The organism is Micromonospora marina (assembly GCF_900091565.1).
GTDB classification, from domain to species: domain Bacteria; phylum Actinomycetota; class Actinomycetes; order Mycobacteriales; family Micromonosporaceae; genus Micromonospora; species Micromonospora marina.
Genome location: NZ_FMCV01000005.1, coordinates 12,189 through 34,372, shown reverse-complemented (window position 1 = coordinate 34,372; position 22,184 = coordinate 12,189). Strand labels below are relative to the sequence as shown.

At 73.3% G+C, this 22,184-nt stretch carries 19 protein-coding genes; 11 read left to right on the top strand and 8 right to left on the bottom strand.

All coding sequences use genetic code 11. The annotated features are described in order from the left end of the window. Window positions 1-94: 94 nt before the first annotated feature. Window positions 95-907 carry a pyrimidine reductase family protein gene (locus tag GA0070215_RS08670; RefSeq protein WP_091043811.1) on the bottom strand — a complete coding sequence of 271 codons (813 nt, stop codon included), beginning with the start codon at window positions 905-907 and terminating at the stop codon, window positions 95-97. A gap of 150 nt (window positions 908-1,057) precedes the next feature. Between GA0070215_RS08670 and GA0070215_RS08665 the strand changes: the two genes are divergently transcribed. The 6 genes from GA0070215_RS08665 to GA0070215_RS08640 all read left to right on the top strand — a co-directional run bounded on the left by GA0070215_RS08665 (window position 1,058) and on the right by GA0070215_RS08640 (window position 7,876). Next, on the top strand, window positions 1,058-1,603 hold the full coding sequence (locus GA0070215_RS08665) for a plasmid pRiA4b ORF-3 family protein (protein ID WP_167361498.1): 546 nt from the start codon (window positions 1,058-1,060) through the stop codon (window positions 1,601-1,603). Between the two features lie 394 nt (window positions 1,604-1,997). Beyond that, the gene (locus GA0070215_RS08660; protein WP_091043805.1) at window positions 1,998-3,311 is read left to right on the top strand and encodes an ABC transporter substrate-binding protein; all 1,314 of its coding nucleotides are present in this window, start codon (window positions 1,998-2,000) and stop codon (window positions 3,309-3,311) included. A gap of 119 nt (window positions 3,312-3,430) precedes the next feature. Then, a complete protein-coding gene (locus GA0070215_RS08655; protein ID WP_018788471.1) occupies window positions 3,431-4,411 on the top strand; it encodes a carbohydrate ABC transporter permease in 981 nt (326 codons plus the stop codon). A gap of 105 nt (window positions 4,412-4,516) precedes the next feature. Continuing rightward, the gene (locus tag GA0070215_RS08650) at window positions 4,517-5,317 is read left to right on the top strand and encodes a carbohydrate ABC transporter permease (RefSeq protein WP_196806780.1); all 801 of its coding nucleotides are present in this window, start codon (window positions 4,517-4,519) and stop codon (window positions 5,315-5,317) included. Next, window positions 5,314-6,747 (top strand): GH1 family beta-glucosidase, encoded by a 1,434-nt coding sequence (locus tag GA0070215_RS08645; RefSeq protein ID WP_018788469.1) that lies wholly within the window; start codon window positions 5,314-5,316, stop codon window positions 6,745-6,747. Before GA0070215_RS08650 ends, GA0070215_RS08645 begins: the two co-directional genes overlap by 4 nt. 82 nt (window positions 6,748-6,829) lie before the next feature. Further along, window positions 6,830-7,876 (top strand): LacI family DNA-binding transcriptional regulator, encoded by a 1,047-nt coding sequence (locus tag GA0070215_RS08640; protein ID WP_018788468.1) that lies wholly within the window; start codon window positions 6,830-6,832, stop codon window positions 7,874-7,876. Window positions 7,877-7,897: 21 nt separating this feature from the next. On the opposite strand, the gene GA0070215_RS08635 is transcribed toward GA0070215_RS08640, so the two are convergent. Together GA0070215_RS08635 and GA0070215_RS08630 are read right to left on the bottom strand one after the other, a co-directional pair. After that, entirely contained in the window at window positions 7,898-9,109 is a 1,212-nt protein-coding gene (locus GA0070215_RS08635) for an acyl-CoA dehydrogenase family protein (protein WP_018788467.1), read from the bottom strand. Continuing rightward, window positions 9,110-10,183 (bottom strand): phosphotransferase family protein, encoded by a 1,074-nt coding sequence (locus GA0070215_RS08630; protein WP_091043802.1) that lies wholly within the window; start codon window positions 10,181-10,183, stop codon window positions 9,110-9,112. Between the two features lie 151 nt (window positions 10,184-10,334). Here GA0070215_RS08630 and GA0070215_RS08625 point away from each other — a divergent pair, with 151 nt between their 5' ends. Next, window positions 10,335-11,039, top strand: a complete 705-nt coding sequence (locus GA0070215_RS08625; protein WP_026268611.1) for an ACT domain-containing protein — start codon at window positions 10,335-10,337, stop codon at window positions 11,037-11,039. Window positions 11,040-11,120: 81 nt separating this feature from the next. Next, window positions 11,121-12,197: a GNAT family N-acetyltransferase gene (locus tag GA0070215_RS08620; protein ID WP_091043799.1), complete on the top strand. Its 1,077-nt coding sequence runs from the start codon at window positions 11,121-11,123 to the stop codon at window positions 12,195-12,197. 176 nt (window positions 12,198-12,373) lie between these two features. Here the strand turns inward: GA0070215_RS08620 and GA0070215_RS08615 are convergent, their stop codons facing one another. After that, window positions 12,374-13,939, bottom strand: a complete 1,566-nt coding sequence (locus GA0070215_RS08615; protein WP_091043795.1) for an aldehyde dehydrogenase family protein — start codon at window positions 13,937-13,939, stop codon at window positions 12,374-12,376. A 414-nt stretch (window positions 13,940-14,353) separates the two neighbouring features. On the opposite strand from GA0070215_RS08615, the gene GA0070215_RS08610 reads away from it, so the two are divergent. Further along, window positions 14,354-17,224 (top strand): glycoside hydrolase family 9 protein, encoded by a 2,871-nt coding sequence (locus tag GA0070215_RS08610; RefSeq protein ID WP_091043792.1) that lies wholly within the window; start codon window positions 14,354-14,356, stop codon window positions 17,222-17,224. 59 nt (window positions 17,225-17,283) lie between these two features. On the opposite strand, the gene GA0070215_RS08605 is transcribed toward GA0070215_RS08610, so the two are convergent. From GA0070215_RS08605 to bioB, 4 genes are all read right to left on the bottom strand, one after another. After that, on the bottom strand, window positions 17,284-18,237 hold the full coding sequence (locus GA0070215_RS08605; protein WP_018788461.1) for a PDDEXK family nuclease: 954 nt from the start codon (window positions 18,235-18,237) through the stop codon (window positions 17,284-17,286). 163 nt (window positions 18,238-18,400) lie between these two features. Beyond that, window positions 18,401-18,907, bottom strand: a complete 507-nt coding sequence (locus tag GA0070215_RS08600; RefSeq protein WP_091043789.1) for a GNAT family N-acetyltransferase — start codon at window positions 18,905-18,907, stop codon at window positions 18,401-18,403. Window positions 18,908-18,910: 3 nt separating this feature from the next. Next, window positions 18,911-19,129: a biotin synthase auxiliary protein BsaP gene (gene bsaP, locus GA0070215_RS08595; protein ID WP_018788459.1), complete on the bottom strand. Its 219-nt coding sequence runs from the start codon at window positions 19,127-19,129 to the stop codon at window positions 18,911-18,913. A gap of 7 nt (window positions 19,130-19,136) precedes the next feature. Then, window positions 19,137-20,132, bottom strand: coding sequence for a biotin synthase BioB (gene bioB / locus GA0070215_RS08590; protein ID WP_018788458.1), 996 nt, complete (start codon window positions 20,130-20,132; stop codon window positions 19,137-19,139). A gap of 161 nt (window positions 20,133-20,293) precedes the next feature. Between bioB and GA0070215_RS08585 the strand changes: the two genes are divergently transcribed. Together GA0070215_RS08585 and bioD are read left to right on the top strand one after the other, a co-directional pair. Then, window positions 20,294-21,430, top strand: a complete 1,137-nt coding sequence (locus GA0070215_RS08585) for an 8-amino-7-oxononanoate synthase (RefSeq protein WP_091043786.1) — start codon at window positions 20,294-20,296, stop codon at window positions 21,428-21,430. Continuing rightward, window positions 21,427-22,158, top strand: coding sequence for a dethiobiotin synthase (bioD, locus tag GA0070215_RS08580; RefSeq protein WP_018788456.1), 732 nt, complete (start codon window positions 21,427-21,429; stop codon window positions 22,156-22,158). The genes GA0070215_RS08585 and bioD overlap by 4 nt, the downstream gene beginning before the upstream one ends. The last annotated feature ends 26 nt before the right edge of the window (window positions 22,159-22,184 follow it).

Here is a 22,184-nt window from a genome sequence, read left to right as displayed (position 1 = left end):
GCGTGCCGCGTGCCGCGTGCCGCGTGCCGCGTGCCGCGTGCCGCGTGCCGCGTGCCGCGTGCCGCGTGCCGCGTGCCGCGTGCCGCGTGCCGCGTCAGGCGGCGGGGGCGGAGCCGGCGGGCGGTGTCTCGGCCAGGTCGCGGGCGTAACGCAGCATCAGCACCCCGTCGGCGGCGGCCAGCACATGGCGCAGCGGCAGGTGACGCGGGACGCTGGCGTCCCCGGCGGTGATCCGGCCCGGACCGGCGCCGGCGAGCAGCGGCGCCACCGTCAGGCACAGCTCGTCGACCAGGTCGGCCGCGGTGAGCGCGCCGAACAGGTGCGGGCCGCCCTCGCAGAGCAGCTGGTTCAGCCCGCGCCGGCGCAGCTCGGCCAGTCCGGCGACGAGATCGACCCGCCCGGCCCGCCCGCTTTCGTCGGCCCGCCCGGTGCCGCAGCGGACCACGTCGGCGACGTCGGTCAGCCCAGGCGGTGGGAGGGCGTCGGCGTGGGTGAGCACCACCGGCCGGACCGGCGCGTCGGCGAAGGCGGCCTGTGCCGGGTCGAGGTCGAGTGAGCCGGAGACGACCACCAGCGTCGGGAACTCGGCCAGTCCCTGCTCGCGGCGCCAGGCCCGGCGCTCCGGGCTCAGCCGGACCGCCCGGTAGTGCTCGTGCCGCAGCGTGCCGGCGGCCACCACGAGGCCGTCGCACAGCATCCGCAGCAGCCCGAAGACCCGCTTGTCCGGCTCGCCGGACAGCCCGGCGGAGTAGCCGTCCAGAGTGACCGCGCCGTCGGCGCTGGCCACGAAGTTGACCCGCAGATGCGGGCCGGTGGTCCGGCCGTACAACGCGGTGAGCTGCGGATCGGTGAGCGCACCGGTGACGGGTGCGGGCCAGATCCGTTCGATCGGGGTTCCGACGCTCATTCGCCGGCCGGACCGGTGACCGGAGGGGTGGGTTCGGGGGTACGGTGCTGGCAGTCGCACCACTTCCGGCCAGGACAGTCGTAGTGCCGCCGTTCCCGGCAGGATCGGCAGATCATGCACCCAGCCTATGCCCAGGAAGGATGGGACGTCGTGTCGCGTCAAATCTTCCAGCTCATGGTGTCGTTGGCCGGCGTCCGGCCGCCGGTGTGGCGGCGGGTGCTGGTGCCCGGCGGCTACACGCTGGACCGGCTGCACCGGGTGATCCAGCACGCGATGGGCTGGCGCGACTGTCACCTGCACTCGTTCGACGTGGACGGCCGGCAGTACGGCGAGCCCGACCCGGACGGCGAACTGGCGCTGCGCGACGAGCTGGACGTCCGGCTGGACGCGCTCGTGGGCAAGGGCGACCGGTTCCGCTACACGTACGACTTCGGTGACTGGTGGGAGCACGACCTGGTGGTGGAGGACTGCTGCGCCGCCGACCCGGACGAGCGCTACCCGCTGTGCCTGGACGGGGAGCGGGCCTGCCCGCCGGAGGACGTGGGCGGCCCGGCCGGATACGCGGTTCTGCTGGCCGCGCTCGCCGACCCCGTGCACCCGGAGCACGTGGCGATGCGGGAGTGGGCCGGCGCCGCGTTCGATCCGGCCGGGTTCGATCCCGGCCGCGCCACCGTCCTGCTGCGCCGCTGCTGCTGATCGAAGCGACCCGTGCGCTGACCGGGCGACCTGCGCGCTGACCGAGCGACCTGCGCGCTGACCGGGCGACCCATGCGCTGACCGGGCGACCGCCGCGCTGAGCGACCCGGGTGCTGAGCGAGCCACCCGTGTCGCTGACCCGGCGCCCCCCGCGCTGCTGATCGAAGCGACCGTCGCGCCGCTGGCCGAGCGGCCTTGGGCTGGGATCGGCCGCGGGCGCGGTAACGAAATGGGAACGCTCCCAGCGGTCTATTGACACGCCTGTCACCTCCCGGCAACCTCATGGGAGCGCTCCCGAGAGTGGTGCGGATCTCCCTCCTGCCCGCTCCGGCCCGCGCGACGCACCCCCCACCACACAGCAGATATCGCCTCACCACCGAAAGAGGGGTCTCGGATGAGCGTCCCAATCCGTCGTCGGCGCTTCGCGGCCATCGCGCTCGCGTCCGTCGTCGTGCTCGGCACCACCGCCGCCTGCGGCGACGACTCGGACAGCAGCGGCAGCGACGGCGGCCCGGTCACCCTGGTCGTCGACGTCTTCGGCGACCAGGGCTTCGGCTACGAAGAGCTGTACAAGCAGTACGAAGCGGAGCACCCGAACGTCAAGATCCAGGAGCGGGGCAAGGGCCTCGGCCTCGGTGACTACAACACCCGCCTCACCCAGCAGATCACCGCGGGCTCGGGCGCCGGCGACGTGGTGGCCCTGGAGGAGGGCACCATCGTCCAGTTCTACGCCCAGGCCGACAAGTTCGTGAACCTCGCCGACCACGGCGCGAACGACCTCAAGGGCAACTTCCTGCCGTGGAAGTGGGAGCAGGGCACCACCCCCGACGGCAAGGTGCTGGGCCTCGGCACCGACGTCGGCTCGATGGCGCTGTGCTACCGCAGCGACCTGTTCAAGGCCGCCGGGCTGCCCACCGACCGCGAGCAGGTCGGCGCGCTCTGGCCGACCTGGGACGAGTTCATCGCCGCCGGCCAGAAGTTCGCCGCGGCCGACAAGAATCACAAGTTCGTCGACTCGGCGACCAACTTCTACAACGTGGTGCTGATGCAGGTCGCCGGCCAGGGCACCGGCTACACGTACTACGACAAGAGCAACAAGATGGTCATCGACCAGAACCCGGACGTGAAGACGGCGTACGACCTCACCACCAAGATGATCGCCGCCGGGCTGTCCAACAACCTCCAGTCGTTCTCGAACGAGTGGAACGCCGGCTTCAAGAACGGCACCTTCGCCACCATCGCCTGCCCCGCCTGGATGACCGGTGTCATCAAGGGCCAGGCCGGTGACGCGGCGGCCGGCAAGTGGGACATCGCCAAGGCGCCGGGCGCCGGTGGCAACTGGGGCGGCTCCTTCCTCGGCGTGCCGAAGTCGAGCAAGCACCAGAAGGAGGCCGCGGAGCTGGCCAAGTTCCTGACCAGCGCCAAGGGCCAGATCGGCGCGTACAAGGCGGTCGGCAACCTGCCCTCGAACCCGCAGGCGCTCACCGACCCGGCCGTGGCCGACTCGACAAACGACTACTTCAGCAAGGCCCCGGTCGGCAAGATCTTCGCCGCCGGTGCCACCGACCTGAAGCCGGTCTACCTCGGCCCGAAGAACAACGCGGTCCGCACCGCGGTGGAGAACAGCCTGCGCGCCGTGGAGCAGGGCAAGTCGGCCGACGAGCAGTGGCAGGCGGCCCTGAAGAACGGTGCGGCCGCCGGTAAGTGACCGGTTGAGCCGCCCGCGGGTGGCGTCGGCAGCCCAGGCTGCCGGCGCCACCCGCGGTGCCCGCAGAGTCCGGCGTCGCCCGTGTGGCGGGTGACGCCGGCTGAGGAGAAGGACTCCCCATGAGCCTCGACCTGCACGCCGCGGCGCCGCCCGAACCCGGCCCGCCGCGGGCCGCCCGTCACACGCGCAGCCGTGCCGCCTCACTGACGCGCCTGGACCTGAAGTACTCGCCGTACCTGTACGTCCTGCCGTTCTTCGTGATCTTCGCCGTGTTCGGCGTGTATCCGATCGCGTACACGGTCTGGATCGCGCTGACCGACCGGTCGCCGCTGAACTCGACGATCTCCTTCGTCGGGATGGACAACTTCGTCGAGCTGATCACCGAGGACCCGCAGTTCTGGAACGCGGTGGTCAACACGTTCGGCATGTTCCTGCTCTCCACGGTGCCCCAGCTGCTGCTGGCGCTGATGCTCGCCAACGCGCTGAACCGGAAGCTGCGCGCGCAGACGTTCTTCCGGATGGCCATCGCGATGCCGATCATCACCTCGACCGCCGTGGTCGCGCTGATCTTCTCGATGATCTACGCCAAGGACTTCGGCCTGGTCAACTGGCTGCTGGACAGCGTCGGCCTGGACCCGATCGACTGGCGGGCGAATCGCTTCGCCTCCTGGTTCGCCATCTCCACCATGGTCGACTGGCGCTGGGTCGGCTACAACGCGCTGATCTACCTGGCCGCCATGCAGTCGATCAGCAAGGACATGTACGAGGCCGCGGCGCTGGACGGCGCCTCCCGGCGGCGCCAGTTCTGGTCCATCACGGTGCCGCAGCTGCGCCCCACGATCATCTTCACGCTGATCATCTCCACCATCGGCGGCCTCCAGCTCTTCACCGAGCCCCTGCTGTTCACCAGCGGCTCGGGTGGTCTCTCCGGTGGTTCGGAGGGGCAGTTCCAGACCATCACGATGTACCTGCTCGACGTGATGAACCAGCGCTTCCGGTGGGGCTACGCCGGGGCGGTCGCGCTCGTGCTCTTCGTGCTCATCGCGTTGATGTCGGCGATCAACTACCTGCTCGCCCGCCGCATCAGCTCCGACAAGTGAGGTGACGAGATGACGACCACCGCGGTCCGTCCGCCCACCCGGCAGAGCCCGCCGGTGAAGACCGCCCACCGGGCCGAGCGGCTCTGGAAGGCCAGCCCGCTCACCATGATCGGCCTGATCTTCGGCGTGCTGCTGTCCCTGTTCCCGTTCTACTGGATGATCGTGATCGCCAGCCGGACGAACGACGCGGCCAACTCCTGGCCGCCGCCGTTCCTGCCCGGCGGCAACCTCGGCGAGAACATCGAGCGCGTGCTCGCCAACAGCGACGCCAACATCGTCAAGGGCCTGATGAACTCGTTCCTGGTCTCCGGGACGATCACCGTCGCGACCGTGTTCTTCGGCTCGCTGGCCGGCTTCGCGTTCGCCAAGCTGCGCTTCCGGGGCAAGAACGCGCTGCTGCTGATCATCCTCACCTCGATGATGGTGCCGATCCAGCTCGGCGTGCTGCCGCTCTACATCCTGATGGCGAAGCTCGACTGGCTGAACACGATGCCGTCGGTGACCGTCCCGTTCCTGATCGGCGGCTTCGGCATCTTCATGATGCGCCAGTACGCCGAGCAGGCGGTACCCAACGAGTTGATCGAGGCCGCCAGGGTCGACGGCTGCTCCACCTGGCGGGTGTACTGGCATGTGGTGGCACCCGCGCTGCGTCCGGCCGCCGCGGTGCTGGGCCTGCTGACCTTCATGGAGCAGTGGAACCAGTTCTTCTGGCCGTTCGTGGTGCTGGCGGACCCGTCCAACCCGACCGTCCAGATCTCGCTGCGCAGCCTCAACACCGCCTACTTCGCCGACAACTCGCAGATCTTCGCCGGTACGTTGATCGCGACCCTGCCCCTGTTCGTCGTGTTCGTTCTGTTCGGCCGCCAGATCATCGGCGGCATCATGGAAGGCGCCGTCAAGTCGTGAGCAACCCAGCAAGCCCGCCCGCCGTCGGCGTCCTCGACGCCGGTCCGGCCCTCTCCTTCCCGCCCGGCTTCCTCTGGGGCGCGGCCACCGCCGCCTACCAGATCGAGGGCGCGGCGACGGAGGGCGGCCGTGCCTCGTCGATCTGGGACACCTTCAGCCACACCGAGGGCCGGACGGTGGCCGGGCACAACGGCGACGTGGCGTGCGACCACTACCACCGGATGCCGGACGACGTGCGGCTGATGGCCGACCTGGGCCTGCGGTCGTACCGCTTCTCGGTGAGCTGGCCGCGGGTGCAGCCGGGCGGCACCGGCGGAGTCAACCAGGAGGGCATGGACTTCTACCGCCGGCTGGTCGACGAGCTGCTCGGCCACGGCATCGAGCCCTGGCTGACGCTCTACCACTGGGACCTGCCGCAGCCGCTGGAGGACGCGGGCGGCTGGCCGGCCCGGGACACCGCGGGCCGCTTCGCCGAGTACGCCCACCTGGTCGCCGAGGCGCTCGGTGACCGGGTGAAGTACTTCACCACGCTGAACGAGCCGTGGTGCTCGGCGTTCCTCGGCTACGGTTCCGGCGTGCACGCGCCGGGCCGCTCCGACGGCGCGGACGCGGTCCGGGCCGGGCACCACCTGATGCTCGGGCACGGCCTGGCGGTGCAGGCGGTCCGCGCGGCCCGCCCGGAGGCGCAGCTCGGCATCACGGTCAACCTGTACCCGGTGACCCCGGCGACCGGGTCGGCGGCGGACGCCGACGCGGCCCGCCGGATCGACGCGCTGGCGAACCGGTTCTTCCTCGACCCGGTGCTGCGCGGCGCGTACCCGGCGGACCTCGTCGCGGATCTGCGTCAGGTCACCGACATGGGGCACGTGCGCGACGGTGACCTGGCGACCATCTCCACGCCGCTGGACATGGTCGGGATCAACTACTACAGCCGGCACGTGGTGGCCGCGCCGGTCGAGGGCGCGGAGCCGGAGCCCTACTGGCGGGCGCCGTCCTGCTGGCCGGGCAGCGAGGACGTCCGGTTCGTCACCCGCGGTGTCCCGGTGACGGACATGGACTGGGAGATCGACGCCCCGGGTCTGGTGGAGACGCTGGAGCGGGTCCACCGGGAGTACACCGACCTGCCGCTCTACGTCACCGAGAACGGCTCGGCGTTCGTCGACGAACTCGTCGACGGCCGGGTGGACGACCCGGACCGGCTGGCCTACTTCGCCGCGCACCTGCGCGCGGCGCACGCCGCGATCGAGGCCGGCGTGCCGCTCAAGGGGTACTTCGCCTGGTCGCTCCTGGACAACTTCGAGTGGGCCTGGGGCTACACGAAGCGGTTCGGCATGGTCTATGTCGACTACGACAGCCAGGCCCGGATCGCGAAGTCCAGCGCCAGGTGGTACGCCGATGTGATCCGACGCAACGGTCTGCCCGCACAATAAGCTGGGCCAGCCAGTAACGGGCGGCCCGGCGCCGACGCCTCAGTCGGTGCCGGGCCCGTCCGACCGTCGGAGGAGCACAACGATGACAACGCAGCGCACCCGCTCGCTCGGGCGTCCGACCCTCGACGCGGTCGCGGCCCGCGCCGGCGTCGGGCGCGGCACGGTCTCCCGCGTGGTCAACGGCTCGCCGCAGGTCAGCCCGGAGGCCCGGGCCGCCGTCCAGCAGGCCATCGCCGAACTGGGGTACGTGCCGAACCGTGCCGCCCGTGCGCTGGTCACCCAGCGGACCGACTCGGTGGCCCTGGTGGTCTCCGAGTCGGGGGAGCGGGTCTTCACCGAGCCGTTCTTCGCGGCCATCGTCCGGGGCGTCAGCTCGGGGCTGGTGGAGACGCCGATGCAGCTCTGGCTGGCCATGGTGCAGTCACCGATCGAGCGGGAACGGGTCGAGCACCACCTGACCAACCAGCACGTGGACGGCGTACTCCTGCTGTCGCTGCACGACGCCGACCCGCTGCCCACGCTGCTGGAGGAGCGCGGCCTGCCGACGGTGCTCGGCGGCCGGCCGGCGCGGATGCTGCGCCCGAACGCGCAGCCGGCGTGGTTCGTCGACATGGACAACGTCGGCGGTGCGCGGCAGGCGGTGGAGCACCTGTTCCGCCGCGGTCGCCGCCGGGTCGCGACCATCGCGGGCCCCCAGGACATGGGCGCCGGCCTGGCCCGGCTCTCCGGCTACCAGGAGGCCGTCCGCGCGGCGGGCGGCCGGGTGGATCCGAGCCTGATCGCGTACGGGGACTTCAGCGAGGGCAGTGGCACCGCGGCCATGCGCCGGCTGCTCGACGCCTGCCCGGAACTGGACGCCGTGTTTGTGGCCTCCGACCTGATGGCCTTCGGCGCGTTGCGCGCGTTGCGTGAGGCCGGCCGCCGGGTGCCCGAGGACGTGGCGGTGATCGGCTTCGACGACGCCCCGATCGCGCGTCAGGCCGAGCCGCCGCTGACCACTGTGTTCCAGCCGGTGGAGGAGATGGGCCGGCAGATGGCCCGGCTGCTGGTGTCCCGTATCCGCGGCGACGAGGTGCCCTCCCCGCACGTGCTGCTGGACACCGAGCTGATCCACCGCGCCTCCGCCTGACCCGTCCGGCGGGGGAGCGGATCAGGACCAGCGGCGCAGCTCCCGGCGGGCCAGCGACGCGCGGTGCACCTCGTCCGGCCCGTCGGCCAGGCGCAGCGTGCGGGCCGCCGCCCACAGTTCGGCCAGCGGGGTGTCCTGGCTGACCCCGGCTCCGCCGTACGCCTGGATCGCCTTGTCGATCACCCACTCGGCCATCAGCGGCGTGGCGATCTTGATGGCCTGGATCTCGGTGTGCGCGCCCTTGTTGCCGACGGTGTCCATCAGCCACGCGGTCTTGAGCACCAGCAGGCGGGCCTGCTCGATGCGGACCCGTGACTCGGCGATCCACTCGCGGACCACGCCCTGCTCGGCGAGCGGGCGGCCGAACGCGATCCGGTCGAGCACGCGCCGGCAGAGCAGCTCCAGGGCCCGTTCGGCCATGCCGATCAGGCGCATGCAGTGGTGGATCCGGCCGGGGCCGAGCCGGGCTTGGGCGATGGCGAACCCGGTGCCCTCCTCGCCGACCAGGTTGTCGACCGGTACCCGGACGTCGCAGAAGTCGATCTCGGCGTGGCCGCCGTGCGGGGCGTCGCTGTAGCCGAAGACCCGCATTCCGCGGCGTACCGTCACGCCTGGGGTGTCCCGGGGGACCAGGATCATGCTCTGCTGGCGGTGCCGGTCGGCGTCCGGGTCGGTCTTGCCCATCACGATGAGGATCTCGCAGCGCGGGTCCATCGCCCCGGACGACCACCACTTGCGCCCGTTGATCACGTAGTGGTCGCCGTCGCGGGTGATCCGGGTGGCGATGTTCGTCGCGTCCGAGGACGCCACCTCCGGCTCGGTCATGCAGAACGCGGACCGGATCTCACCGGCGAGCAGCGGCATGAGCCACTGCTTGCGCTGCTCCTCCGAGCCGAACTCGGCCAGCAGCTCCATGTTGCCGGTGTCCGGCGCGGCGCAGTTGAGCGCCTCCGGGGCCAGGTGCGGGCTGCGGCCGGTCAGCTCGGCCAGCGGTGCGTACTGGAGGTTGGTCAGCCCGGCGCCGTAGCGGGCGTCGGGCAGGAACAGGTTCCACAGTCCGCGCTCCCGCGCCTGCGCCTTCAGCTCCTCCATCACCGGCGGGCGGGCCCACGGGTCGCCGGCCGCGAGCACCTGCTCGTGGTGCACCGGCTCGGCCGGGTACACGCACTCGGTGAGGAACGCCTCCAGCCGTTGCCGCAGCTCGATCGTCCGGTCGTCGTACGCGAACTCCATCTAGCTCTCCCTCACCGCGCGCAGCCCGTGCGCCACGAGCGGCGCCACCAGGTCGCCGATCCGGTCGAAACCCTCGCCCAGCGTCTGCCCGAGCGTGTGCCGGTAGTGGATGCCCTCGCAGATGACCGCGAGCTTGAAGCAGCCGAGTGCCACGTGCCAGTGCAGCGGGCCGACGTCGACGTCGCTGCGCCCGGCGTACCGCTCGATCAGGTCGGCGCCGGTCGGGAACCCGGCGCGCGGCCCGATGCCGTCGGCCACCGGGTTGCCGTCGCCGTGGTCGCTGTCGCCGAGCACGTCCCAGTACGTCAGCAGCAGCCCGAGGTCGGCCAGCGGGTCGCCGAGCGTGGCCATCTCCCAGTCGAGCACGGCCCGTACCGCCACCGGGTCGACGGTGGCGAGCAGGTTGTCCAGCCGGTAGTCGCCGTGCACGATCCGGCCCGCGTTCGCGCCCTCGGGCACGCTGGCGGCCAGCGCGTCGCGTAGCTCGTCGATGCCGGGCAGCGCCCGGCTGCGGGATCGGTCGAGCTGGCCGGCCCAGCGGCGTACCTGCCGGGCCAGGTAGCCCTCCGGGCGGCCGAAGTCGGCCAGCCCCACCTCGGCCGGTTCGACCCGGTGCAGCGTGGCGAGCGTGTCCATCATCGCCAGGGCGAGGTCGCGCCGCTGCGCCGCGGTGAGCGCATCGGTCTGCTCCCGCCGCCGGTAGACCTCGCCGTCGACCTTCGCCATCAGGTAGAACGGCGCGCCGATGACGCTCTCGTCGGCGCAGAGCAGCAGCGGCTCCGGCACGGGTACGCCGGTCGGCGCGAGCGCCGAGATCACCCGGTGCTCCCGGGCCATGTCGTGCGCGGTGGCCAGGACGTGTCCGAGTGGTGGCCGGCGCAGCACGACCTCGCGGTCACCGGCGCGCAGCAGGTAGGTGAGGTTGGACTTGCCGCCGGCGATCAGCCGCGCCGACAGCGGCCCGCTCAGGTCCGGCCGGTGGACGGCCAGGTGGGCGGCGAGCCGGTCGAGGTCGAGCCCGCGCGGGGCCGGACCGGTCGAGGGCACGGCGACGTCGGCGGCCGGATCGGTCATCCGATTAGTTGATGGCAGCTCAGCTTTGTTGTCAAGGTCGGGGTTTTCCCGGCGGGACATGCCCCTGCAACAGGGGCGAAATGGTCAACCGGCAGGCTGGGCCCCAGCCTGCCGGCCGCTCGGTCGGCCCGCCCAGCGGAGGGGATCAGACATGCTGCTGAGAGTTCGGGTGACTCTGCCGGACCGTCCGGGCACGCTCGGCCAGGTGGCCCGGACACTCGGCGTCTCCGGCGCGGACATCGTGCAGGTGGTGGTGCTGGAACGGCTCGGCGGCCGGGCGGTGGACGACTTCACTGTGGTGTGGCCGGGTGCGGCGCGGGTGGAGCGGATGCTCGCCGGGCTGGCAGCGATCCCGGGCGTCCGGGTGGACGGCGTGTGGCGGGCGATCGGCGCGCCCACCACCACCGGTCAGGACGCCGAACTGCTCGCCCAGGTGGCGGCGAACCCGGTCGACGGGGCGGCCACGCTGGTCGACGCGGTGCCGGGGCTGCTCGCCGCGGACTGGGCGGTGGTCGCCGTCGTACCACTGGACTGGGCTTCGCGCAGCGGCGAGGCCGGCGTGGCCGCGATCGGGCACGCGAGCTGGCGGGCGCCGTCCCCGCCGCGGCTGCCGGAGGTGACCCCGCTGCGGGCGCGCGCCATGACCAGCCCGGACGGGCACCACTACGCGGTGGCGCCGTTCGGGCGGGCCGGGCTGGTGCTCGTGGTCGCCCGCGACCACAGCGAGCCGCTCGCCGCCGCCGGGTTCCACTCCACCGAGGTGGACCGGCTCGCCCAGCTCGTCCGCGCCAGCGCGGTGATCCTCGGCGACCGGCTGGACCTGGTCGGCGCGCCGCCCGTGACCACCGTCACCTGACGGGACGGCCCCGCGTCACTCCGGGGCAACGGGACCGCAACAGGCAGACGGCATGGTCGGTGCTGAGGAAGGGAGACAACCATGGCGCTGTGGCGGATCCGAGCCACCGTGGACGACCGGCCGGGCTACCTGTCGGTGCTCACGGCGAGCCTCGCGTTGCGCGGGGTCAACATCCTCAGCGTGCAGGTGCACACCACCGAGGCCGGCGCGGTCGACGACTTTCTGGTCGACGCGCCTGAGCAGGTGACCGAGGCGGAGCTGTGGGCCGCCGTGGAGCGGGGCCGGGGACGGGACTGCTGGATCGCGCGCAGCGGGGCGCGCGGGCTGGCCGACGAGCCGACCCGGCTGCTCGGGCTCGCCGGGCGGCTGGTCCGCGACCCGGAGGCGACCGGGGAGGTGCTGCGGACGCTGCTGGGCGCCGACACGGTGACCTGGCGTCCGACACCCGCCGCCTCGCCGGGCGGGGTGGGCGGCACGACGATGGTGCTCACCGACCCGGCCGGCGGCGCCCACGAGCTGCACCGCCGGGAGCCCAGCTTCACCCCGGCCGAGTACGCCCGCGCCCAGGCCCTGGTCGAGCTGGCGGCGACGCTGGCCCGGCGGGACGCCGACCGGGTCACGCTGGTGCTGCCGGACGGCGGCGAGGTGTCGGTGCGGGCCGCGACCGCCGAGGACGTGCCCGCCGTACGCGGCCTGCACGTCGCCTGCTCGGCGCGCAGCCGGCAGCGGCGCTACCTGAGCGGGGCGGCGGACCCGTCGCCGGCCCGGCTGCGGCGGCTGCTGGAGCCGGCCCGGGGCGTGACCCTGCTCGCCACGGCGGGCTCCGGCGGGGCGGCGGAGCCGGTCGTGGCGATGGCGAACCTGCTCGGCGAGGGCGACGAGGCGGAGGCGGCGCTGCTGGTACGCGACGACTGGCAGCGCCGGGGCCTCGGTTCGGCGCTGCTGCGCCGCCTGATCGGCCACGCCGACCGGGCCGGGTACGCCGCCGTGCTGCTGCACGTGCAGTCGGAGAACACGGCGATGCTGCGGACGCTGCGCCGGCTGGACCGGCCGGTGGCGATGGAGCGCGACGGCAGTGTGCTGACCGCGGCGCTGCCGCTGTCCCCACGGCCGGCCGCGCGGGACGGGGCGATCATGCCGGCGCAGCGGCCGAGGTGAGCTGACGGCCGCCGGCCGGACCCCGCGGGTGCGCCGCAACGGCGCGGCGCAACCCGAGGGGTACGGGCCCGGCGGCCGGAACCGGCGCGGTCACGCGCCACAGGGCCGGCCTCCGATACGGGGGACGGTGACACGGCGGGGCTCCCGATGCGGGGGCCCCGCCCGTCTGTGCGCGATCAGGTGGCCGGGTAGCTGCTGTAGTCGGGGAAGTTGCCGTAGAGCCGGCCGTCGCCGCCCACAGTGACCGCCTGCACGAGCAGGTCGCCGCCGACGAACGCGCCCTTCCAGGAAGCGCCCCGGCCGCCGAACGGCTCGTCCCGGTCGCCCCGGGACCGCGGCTTGTTGATGCCCACCTTGAACGCCTGCAGGTCCACCGCCAGCTTGCCGGCGAACTCCTCGTCGTCGCACGCGAGGGACGCGACGAGCGCGCCGTTGGAGGCGTTCATCTGGGCCAGCAGCTCGTCGGTGGTGTCCACCACGACGATCGTGTCGACCGGGCCGAACGGCTCGGCGTGCATGAGGCGGGACCGGCCGGGCGGGGCCAGCAGCACGGCCGGGGCGACGTACGCGGAGGTGTCCTGCCCGTCCAGGAACGGCGCGCCGTCCAGCTTGCCGCGGTGCAGCGGCACGGCGCCGCCGCGTACCGCCTCGTCGACCTTGCGCCGCAGCTCGCCGGCCTTGGCGGCGCTGATCAGCGGCCCGAAGTCCAGCTCGGGCAGCGGGTCGCCGGCCGACCAGTCGTCACCGACGGCGAGCGGGTGGCCGAATCGGATCGAACGGACCACGGGGAGGTACATGTCGAGGAACTCGTCGACCAGGTCGCGCTGGACCACGAACCGGGGGTACGCGGTGCAGCGCTGCTTGCCGTACTCGAAGCCCTTGCGCAGGTGCGCGGCGAGCGAGTCCCACTGGGAGAAGTTCCAGATGCCCCAGGCGTTGAGGCCCTCCTGCTCGATGAAGTGCCGCTTGTCGCAGTCGAGCAGCGCGGCGGCCACCTTGCCGCCGTTGGAGCGCCCGCCGACGAACGCCACCGCGCCGATCTCCGGCGCCCGGACGAGCACCTCGGACAGCTCCTCGCCGCTGCCGGACAGCAGCGTGGCGGGCAGCCCGGCGCGGCGCATCAGCGCGTGCGCGACGGTGAGGCAGACCGCGCCGCCCTGCGACGGGGTCTTGGCGATCACCGCGTTGCCGGCGAGCAGCTGCACCAGCTCGGCGTGCACCAGCACGCTCATCGGGTAGTTCCAGGAGGCGATGTTGCTGACCGGGCCGGGCAGCGGCTCCCGCCCGTCGGCGAGCATCCGCTCGATCTCCTGCACGTACCAGCGCACGCCGTCCAGCGCCCGGTCCACGTCGGCGCAGGCCAGCCGCCACGGCTTGCCGATCTCCCAGACCAGCAGCAGGGCCAGCAGGTCGCGGTGCCCGGTGAGCGCGTCGAGCGCGTCGGTGACCCGGGCGATGCGCTCGGCCAACGGGGTCTGCGCCCACTCCCGGTGCGCGCGGGCGGCGTGGGCCACGGCGGCGCGGGCCGTGTCGGCGTCGAGCCGGGCCAGGTGGGCCAGCACTGTGGCGTCCACCGGGGTGCGTACCGCGGTGGGCGTGCCGAGCGCGCGCCAGTCGCCCTGGACGAGGTTGTGCAGGGTGGTGGTGCCGTCGGGACCGGTGCCGAACGCTTCGGGCGTGGCGGCCACCGCCCGGGCGAGCGTGTCGGACCAGGAGGTGCCCTCGGCGAGTCGTAGAGCCATCGCGATCTCCTCAGTGTCGTCCGGGGAGCGGCGGCATCGACGGCACCGCAGGTGAGGCGTACTGTCCCGCGGGGCCGAACGGCCGGGCAACAGTACGTTCGTATGCCAGGACGGCCGAGCCGTCGCCGACGCCCTCGAAGGCGCGTTCACGACCGCGGCAAGCCCGTTGAGCTGGGACATGACGCCCCATGCATCGGCCTCAGTCGATTATGTGATCCAGCTCCCGATGGTCGCCCGGGTGCCCCGGGTCGGCGCGGTCTTCCGCTGTGGTGAACGGCGCATTACATTGTCGGTTGTCCATGGGAGCGCTCCCGGGCCTCCTGTGGACACCCCACCACCACCGCCACGCGGCAGCCGGAGCCCGAACCCGTTTCCGCTCCGGCTGCCGCCCGGCACCAGCCACAGGAGCTCGCCATGCCCCGTCCGATCCCGCCGCCCGGAGGCCGGTCCCGGCTCCGCCGGCTGTTCGCCACCGGCGCCGCGCTGGCCGTCGGCCTGGCCGCGGCCGTCGCCGCCCCGACACCCGCGTCCGTCTCCGCCGCACCGGCCGCACCCGCGTTCAACTACGCGGAGGCGTTGCAGAAGTCGCTGTTCTTCTACGAGGCGCAGCAGTCGGGTCGCAAGCCCTCCTGGAACCGGGTCTCCTGGCGGGGCGACTCGGCGCTCACCGACGGCGCCGACGTCGGCGTCGACCTCACCGGCGGCTGGTACGACGCCGGCGACCACGTGAAGTTCGGCTTCCCGATGGCGTTCAGCGCCACCATGCTGGCGTGGGGCGCGGTCGAGTACCGCGACGGGTACGCCGCCTCCGGCCAGCTCACCCACCTGCTGAACAACCTGCGCTTCGTCAACGACTACTTCGTCAAGGCGCACCCGGCCCCGAACGTCCTCTACGGGCAGGTCGGCAAGGGCGACGACGACCACAAGTGGTGGGGTCCGGCCGAGGTGATGCCGATGGCGCGGCCCGCGTACAAGATCGATGCGAGCTGTGGCGGCGCGGACCTGGCGGGGGAGACGGCGGCCGCGATGGCCGCCTCCTCCATGGTGTTCCGGCCCACCGACGCGGCCTACGCGGACAAGCTGCTCGGCCACGCCAGGCAGCTCTACACGTTCGCCGACACCGTGCGGAAGAACTACCACGAGTGCATCACCGACGCGACGAGCTTCTACCGGTCGTGGAGCGGCTACCAGGACGAACTGGTGTGGGGCGCGATCTGGCTGTACCGGGCCACCGGCGACACCGCGTACCTGGCCAAGGCCGAGAGCGAGTACGACAAGCTCGGCACCGAGCCGCAGTCCACCACCCGCTCCTACAAGTGGACCATCGCCTGGGACAACAAGCAGTACGGCGCGTACGTGCTGCTGGCGAACCTGACCGGAAAGCAGCGCTACGTCGACGACGCCAACCGGTGGCTCGACTACTGGACGGTGGGCGTCAACGGGCAGCGGGTGCCGTACTCGCCCGGCGGGATGGCGGTGCTCGACTCCTGGGGCGCGCTGCGGTACGCCTCCAACACCGCGTTCGCCGCGCTCGTCTACAGCGACAGGACCACCGACGCCACGCGTAAGGCGCGCTACCACGACTTCGCCGTCCGGCAGATCAACTACGCGCTGGGCGACAACCCGCGCAACTCCAGCTACCAGATCGGCTTCGGCGCCAACTCGCCGCGCAACCCGCACCACCGCACCGCACACGGCTCCTGGTGGGACAGCCAGACCGTGCCCACCGAGACCCGGCACGTGCTCCACGGCGCCCTGGTCGGCGGCCCGTCGGCGGCCAACGACGCGTACACCGACAGCCGGTCGGACTACGTGATGAACGAGGTGGCCACCGACTACAACGCCGGCTTCACCTCCGCGCTGGCCCGGCTGACGAACGAGTACGGCGGCAGCCCGCTCGCCGGCTTCCCGGTCGCCGAGACGCCCGACCTGGACGAGCTGACCGTGGAGACCACTGTGATGCAGGCCGAGCCGCGCGCCACCGGGCTCAAGGCGGTCATCTACAACAAGTCGGCGTTCCCGGCCCGGGCGCTGACCACCGGCAAGTTCCGGTACTTCTTCCGGCCCGACGGCACCGGCCCGGTGACGGTCACGCCCGGTTACACCCAGGGCTGCCCCTCCCCGTCGACCGCGAAGCAGTTCTCCGGCGACATCTGGTACGTCGAGGTCGACTGCACCGGCCACACCATCGCGCCCGCCGGGCAGTCGCAGCACCGGATGGAGGTCCAGTTCAAGATCGGGGTGCCGGAGGGCGGCACCTGGGATCCGGCGAACGACCCCTCGTACCAGGCCACCGCCGGGCCGAACCGGAAGGTGCCGCTCTACTCCGGCGGCGTACGCGTCTGGGGCGAGGAGCCCGGACCGGCCACCCCGGACACCACCGCGCCGACCGCGCCCGGCACGCCCGCCGCGTCCGCCGTCACGTCGAGCGGGCTCACGCTGACCTGGGCCGCCTCCACGGACACCGGCGGCAGCGGCCTGGCCGGCTACGAGGTGACCCGTACCTCGGCCGGCGCCGACCCGGTCGTCACCGTCTCGGCCGGCACCACCCTGGCCGTGACCGGGCTGGTGCCGGTGCGGACGTACCAGTTCACCGTGCGTGCGCTCGACGGCGCCGGCAACCGGTCCGCGTCGTCGGCTGCGGTGAGCGTCACGACGCCGGCCGCCCCGGCGCCGGACACCACAGCGCCGACCGCTCCCGGCACGCCGACCGCCTCGGCGGTCGGCCCGACCGGCCTGACCCTGACCTGGGGCCCGTCCACCGACGCGGTGGGCGTGACCGGGTACCGGGTCTACCGGGGCGGGAACGTCCTGGTCGGTACCGCCACCGGCACCACGCTGGCGGTGACCGGGCTGACCGCCTCCACCGCGTACACCTTCACGGTGGTGGCGGTGGACGCGGCCGGCAACGTCTCACCGGCGTCGCCCGGCGTCACGGTGACCACCACGGCCCCGCCGGCCGGCGGCGGCTGTACGGTGACCTGGACGGCGAACACCTGGGACACCGGGTTCACCGCGAACATCACGGTCACCAACACCGGCACCACGACGATCAACGGCTGGACGCTCGCGTTCACGTTCGGCAGCAGCGGGCAGAAGGCCGGGCAGGCCTGGTCGGCGAACGTGACCCAGACCGGCACGGCGGTGACCGCGTCGAACCTGTCCTACAACCGGACGCTGGCGCCGGGGGCGTCGACGAGCTTCGGCTTCAACGGCACCCACACCGGCACCAACCCGAAGCCCACCTCCTTCACGCTGAACGGCTCCGCCTGCACGACGTCGTAGCCGGCGCCGAGGTGATCTTGGCGAGTTGTCGTTCACCGTGAACGACAACTCGCCAAGATTCACATCTCTGCGTTCCAGCCGGCCGCGATCAGAGCGCGGCGGACGGTGGCGGCGACCTCGTCGGGGCGGCTGCGGAGCAGCCAGGCGGGAAACCGCAGGATCCGGTCCCCGGCGGTCCAGACGTCGTTCTGCCGCTGCATGTCCGCCGCCCAGTGGCGGACATCCATGTGATGGGCGCCGTCCACCTCCACGTGCAGCCGCCACCGCCGCCAGTACGCGTCCAGGAAACGGAGCCGGCCGGACTGGTCCCGGCGGCGTTCCTGCAGGTCCGGCACCGGCAGTCGATGCCGCCGGCAGAGCGTCAGGAAGTCCAGCTCGGACAGTGCCTCGGCCCCGCCGGCGATGTCAGCTGTCGTTCGCCGGATCAGCTCGCGTCGCGGTGCCCGGGGGAGCACATCGAGCACGGCGAGGATCTCCTCCGGTGACACCCGGCGCTGCTGACACGCCGCCGCCAGCACCGACCGGGCCTCGTCGTCGGAGCGGGCCCAGCCCGCGCCGTCCACCACCGCCCGCGCGGTCGTCGTGCGAGGAGGCCGTGCGACCTGCCGGTGCGAGTCCGGCAGTACCGACGACCGGTGCACCACGACACCGGTGACGTCGAGCGGGAGCCGGCGTAGCAACGTGGGCGGGTGGCGGCCGGCGGGAACGAGCACATGCAGCGGCTCCCGCCGCAACCCTCGGACACCGGCCTCACCGGCTGCGGTGACACCGGCCAGCACCGCCCCGGATCCGGCGGCGAGCACCGCCACCCACAACTGCTGGTCCCAGGTCAGCCGCCCGTTGCCGGTCACCAGGATGCCGCGGCAGATCGACCGCCAGCGACCGGAACGGACCAACCCCCGCACCGTGCCCGGGGTGAGGAGCGCGGTCGCCTGCGCCCACGTCACCACGCCCGCCTGGTCGAACGCCAGCCACTCCAACCGGCCCGCGTCGTGCGCGGGCAGCCACCCCATCACCCGCCCGAGTCTCCCGGCCGCGAAGCGGTGGCGTCGCCCCGTCCACAGGGCACGGCGCAATCTTGGCGAGTTCTTGTTCCGTCCGAACCACAACTCGCCAAGGTCCGCCGCCCGCCGCCCGCCGCCCGCCGCAGGAGCGCCGCCCGCCGCAGGAGCGCGGTCAGCCGGACAGATCCTCGGCGAGCAGGTCCATCAGCAGCGCGTCGTGCCAGCGCCCGTCCGCTCCACGCTCGTAACGCCGCATGATGCCCACCGGGCGGAACCCCACCTTCGCGTACGCCCGGATCGCCGCCGTGTTCGCCGCCGCCGGGTCGATGGTGAACCGGTGGTGGCCGTACTCGTCGACCAGGTGCCGGACCAGCGTACGGATCGCGTCGCCGCCCAGCCCCGAGCCGCGTACCGCCGGGTCGAGGAAGACGTCCAGGCTGGCGTGGCGGTAGTCCGGGTCGGTCTCGGCGTACCACTGGATCGCGCCGACCAGCCGGCCGTCGTGCTCGACGGCGTAGACCGTCAGCGCGTCGTCGGCCAGGTCGGCCCGCACCGACGCGGCCAGGTCGTCGCCGCCGCGCCACCAGCGGCGCACCTCAGGGGCGGCCCGGATCGCGGACAGGGCGGGCACGTCGGCGTCGGTCACCGGCCGTAGCGTCACCGCGCGCCCCCGCAGCACGTCTCAGCCCCGCCGCTCGCCGTGCTCGACGCAGACCGCCGACCACCCGGCCGGTACCACCTGCACCTTCATCCGCCGCCGGCAGGACGCGCACCAGCGCGGCGGCTCCCAGGCACGGGCCGCCTCGCACGCCGGGTGCGGCCCGGTCGCCACCGACTCGCCGCACCTGTCGCACCAGCGCACGGCCGGGAGGGCCGCCGTGGCGGGGGAGGATTCGGTCACCGCTGCCTCACAGGGTCGCCGAGAGCGCCTTCACCGGCATCTTCAGGTCTTCCAGCAGCTCCAGGTCGGCCGTCGCGGGCCGGCCCAGCGTGGTCAGGTAGTTGCCGACGATCACCGCGTTGATGCCGCCGAGCAGACCCTCGCGGGTACCGAGGTCACCGAGGGTGAGCTCGCGGCCGCCCGCGTACCGCAGGATGGTGCGCGGCATGGCCAGCCGGAACGCGGCGATGGCGCGCAGCGCGTCCTTGCCCTCCACCACCGGGCGGTCGCCGAGCGGCGTGCCGGGGCGCGGGTTGAGGAAGTTCAGCGGAACCTCGTGCGGGTCCAGCTCGGCGAGCTGGGCGGCGAACTCGGCGCGCTGCTCGACCGTCTCGCCGAGGCCGAGGATGCCGCCGCAGCAGACCTCCATGCCGGACTCGCGGACCATCCGCAGCGTCTCCCAGCGCTCCTCCCAGGAGTGCGTGGTGACCACGTTCGGGAAGTAGGAGCGGCAGGTCTCCAGGTTGTGGTTGTAGCGGTGCACGCCCATCTCGACCAGCTCGTCGACCTGCTCCTTGGTGAGCATGCCGAGCGACGCGGCGACCTGGATGTCGACAGCGGCACGGATGGCGGCCACACCCTCGCGCATCTGCTTCATCAGCCGGGCGTCCGGGCCGCGCACCGCGGCCACGATGCAGAACTCGGTGGCCCCGGTCGCGGCGGTCTGCTTCGCGGCCTCGACCAGCGCGGGAATGTCCAGCCAGACCGAGCGCACCGGCGAGGTGAACAGGCCGGACTGCGAGCAGAAGTGGCAGTCCTCCGGGCAGCCGCCGGTCTTCAGCGAGACGATGCCCTCGACCTCGACCTCCGGACCGCACCAGCGCATCCGGACCTCGTGGGCCAGCTGGAGAGCGGCGGGCAGGTGCTCGTCGGGAAGGTTCAGCACCGCGAGGATGCCGGCCTCGTCGAGGCCGACGCCGTTGCCCAGCACCCGCTCCCGGGCCTGGTCGAGGATCTCTGGCATGGCTCGTAACCTAACAGGCCACCGTGAGCGCGGGAAACCGCCGCTGCCGGCCCTGCGGCGAGCCGGGACCGCGCCACGCCGGGACCCTCGGCGCGGGTGGTAACTTCGCCCCGCGGAAGCGCCCGGCGGGGCGGGGAGAGTCGGCGGGAGGGGACGGCACGGTGGCGGACTGGCTGGCGGCCCTGGACCGCCGCGCCGAGCTGCGGGCCCGGGCGGGGCTGACCCGCACGCTGCGCCCCCGGGCCGCCGACGACGCAGTGGTCGACCTGGCCGGCAACGACTACCTCGGCCTGGCCACCCACCCCGAGGTCACCGCCGCCGCGGCGGAGGCCCTGTCCGCGTACGGGCTGGGCGCCACCGGGTCGCGTCTGGTGCGCGGGTCCACCGACGCCCACCACGCGCTGGAGGACGACCTGGCCGACTGGCTCGGCGTCGACCGGGCGCTCGTGTTCTCCTCCGGCTACCTGGCCAACCTCGCCGCCGTCCGGGGGCTGACGCAGCCGCGTACGCTGCTCGTCTCCGACGCCCACAACCACGCCTCGCTGATCGACGGCTGCCGGATCTCCGGCGCCGAGACGCTCGTGACGCCGCACGCCGACGTCGCCGCGGTGGCCGCGGCGCTGGCCGCCGCGCCGGGCCGCCCGGCGGTGGTGGTGACCGAGTCGGTGTTCTCCGTCGACGGCGACCTGGCCCCCCTCGCCGAGCTGCACGCGGTGGCCCGCCGCCACGGCGCGCTGCTGCTCGTCGACGACGCGCACGCGCTCGGCGTCACCGGCCCGGCCGGCGCCGGCGGGGTCGCCGCCGCCGGGCTCGCCGGCGCGCCCGACGTGGTGGTCACCGCGACGCTGTCCAAGGCGCTCGGCGGGGCCGGCGGCGTGGTCGCCGGGCCGGCCGAGTTCGTCCGCCACCTGGTGGAGACCGGCCGCACCTTCATCTTCGACACCGCGCCGCCGCCCGCGGTGGTGGCCGGGGTGCACGCCGCGGTACGGCTGGCCCGCACCGGTGACGCGCTGCGCACCGAACTGGCCGACCGGGTCGCGGCGGCGGTGCGCCGCCTCGGCGGGGCCGGGCTGTCCGTGTCCGCCCCGGACGGCGCGGTGATCTCGGTGACCGCGCCCGGCCCGCAGGAGGCGACCGCCTGGGCGGCCGCCTGCCGGGACCGCGGGGTCGCGGTCGGCTGTTTCCGTCCCCCGTCCACCCCTGACAGCCGGTCCCGGCTGCGGCTCACCGTCAGCGCCGGCGTGGACCGGGCCGACTTCGACCGGGCGCTGGACGTGATCGTGGAGTGTGCGCCATGAGCTTCGGCGACGCCTGGACCGGGCCGGTGCTGGTGACCGGCACCGACACCGAGGTCGGCAAGACGGTGGTGACCGCCGCCGTCGCCGCCGCCGCGCAGGCGGCCGGCCTGCGGGTCGCCGTGGTCAAGCCGGGCCAGACGGGTACGGCGACAGGCGAGCCCGGCGACGTCGACTCGGTGACCCGGCTGGCCGCCCCGCTCACCGGCCGGACGCTCGCCAGCTACCCCGATCCGCTGGCCCCGCTGGCCGCGGCCCGGGTGGCGGAGCTGCCGCCGCTGGAGCTGTACAGCGCCGTCGACGCGATCCGCGAGGAGGCGGACAAGCACGACCTGGTGCTCGTCGAGGGCGCGGGCGGGCTGCTCGTACCGATGGGGTTGCGCCCGTCCGGCGAACCGTGGACGGTGGCCGACCTGGCGGTGTCGCTCGGCGCGCCGGCGGTGGTGGTGGCGCGGGCCGGGCTCGGCACGCTCAACCACACGGCGCTGACGCTGGAGGCGCTGGAGCGGCGGGCCGTCCCGGCCGGTGTGGTGATCGGCGCCTGGCCGGCCGAGCCGGAACTGGTGCACTGGCTGAACCTGTCCGAGCTGGTGCCGAACCTGCTCGGCGCGGTGCCGGCCGGCGCGGGCGGGATGGACCCGGGCGTGTTCCGCCGATCAGCGCCCGGCTGGCTCACCCCAGCCCTCTACGGCGTGCTGGACGACTGGCGGGCCTGGGCCGAGGAGACCTGACTTTCGTCGGTGCCCGCCCCGGCCGG

Coding starts and splice junctions, on each gene's coding strand:
- GA0070215_RS08650 (WP_196806780.1), top strand. CDS start 4,517: ATGATCGGCCTGATCTTCGGCGTGCTGCTGTCCCTGTTCCCGTTCTAC.
- GA0070215_RS08625 (WP_026268611.1), top strand. CDS start 10,335: ATGCTGCTGAGAGTTCGGGTGACTCTGCCGGACCGTCCGGGCACGCTC.
- bioD (WP_018788456.1), top strand. CDS start 21,427: ATGAGCTTCGGCGACGCCTGGACCGGGCCGGTGCTGGTGACCGGCACC.
- GA0070215_RS08610 (WP_091043792.1), top strand. CDS start 14,354: ATGCCCCGTCCGATCCCGCCGCCCGGAGGCCGGTCCCGGCTCCGCCGG.
- GA0070215_RS08655 (WP_018788471.1), top strand. CDS start 3,431: ATGAGCCTCGACCTGCACGCCGCGGCGCCGCCCGAACCCGGCCCGCCG.
- GA0070215_RS08670 (WP_091043811.1), bottom strand. CDS start 907: ATGAGCGTCGGAACCCCGATCGAACGGATCTGGCCCGCACCCGTCACC.
- GA0070215_RS08630 (WP_091043802.1), bottom strand. CDS start 10,183: ATGACCGATCCGGCCGCCGACGTCGCCGTGCCCTCGACCGGTCCGGCC.
- GA0070215_RS08615 (WP_091043795.1), bottom strand. CDS start 13,939: ATGGCTCTACGACTCGCCGAGGGCACCTCCTGGTCCGACACGCTCGCC.
- GA0070215_RS08605 (WP_018788461.1), bottom strand. CDS start 18,237: ATGGGGTGGCTGCCCGCGCACGACGCGGGCCGGTTGGAGTGGCTGGCG.
- GA0070215_RS08640 (WP_018788468.1), top strand. CDS start 6,830: ATGACAACGCAGCGCACCCGCTCGCTCGGGCGTCCGACCCTCGACGCG.
- bioB (WP_018788458.1), bottom strand. CDS start 20,132: ATGCCAGAGATCCTCGACCAGGCCCGGGAGCGGGTGCTGGGCAACGGC.
- GA0070215_RS08635 (WP_018788467.1), bottom strand. CDS start 9,109: ATGGAGTTCGCGTACGACGACCGGACGATCGAGCTGCGGCAACGGCTG.
- GA0070215_RS08660 (WP_091043805.1), top strand. CDS start 1,998: ATGAGCGTCCCAATCCGTCGTCGGCGCTTCGCGGCCATCGCGCTCGCG.
- GA0070215_RS08620 (WP_091043799.1), top strand. CDS start 11,121: ATGGCGCTGTGGCGGATCCGAGCCACCGTGGACGACCGGCCGGGCTAC.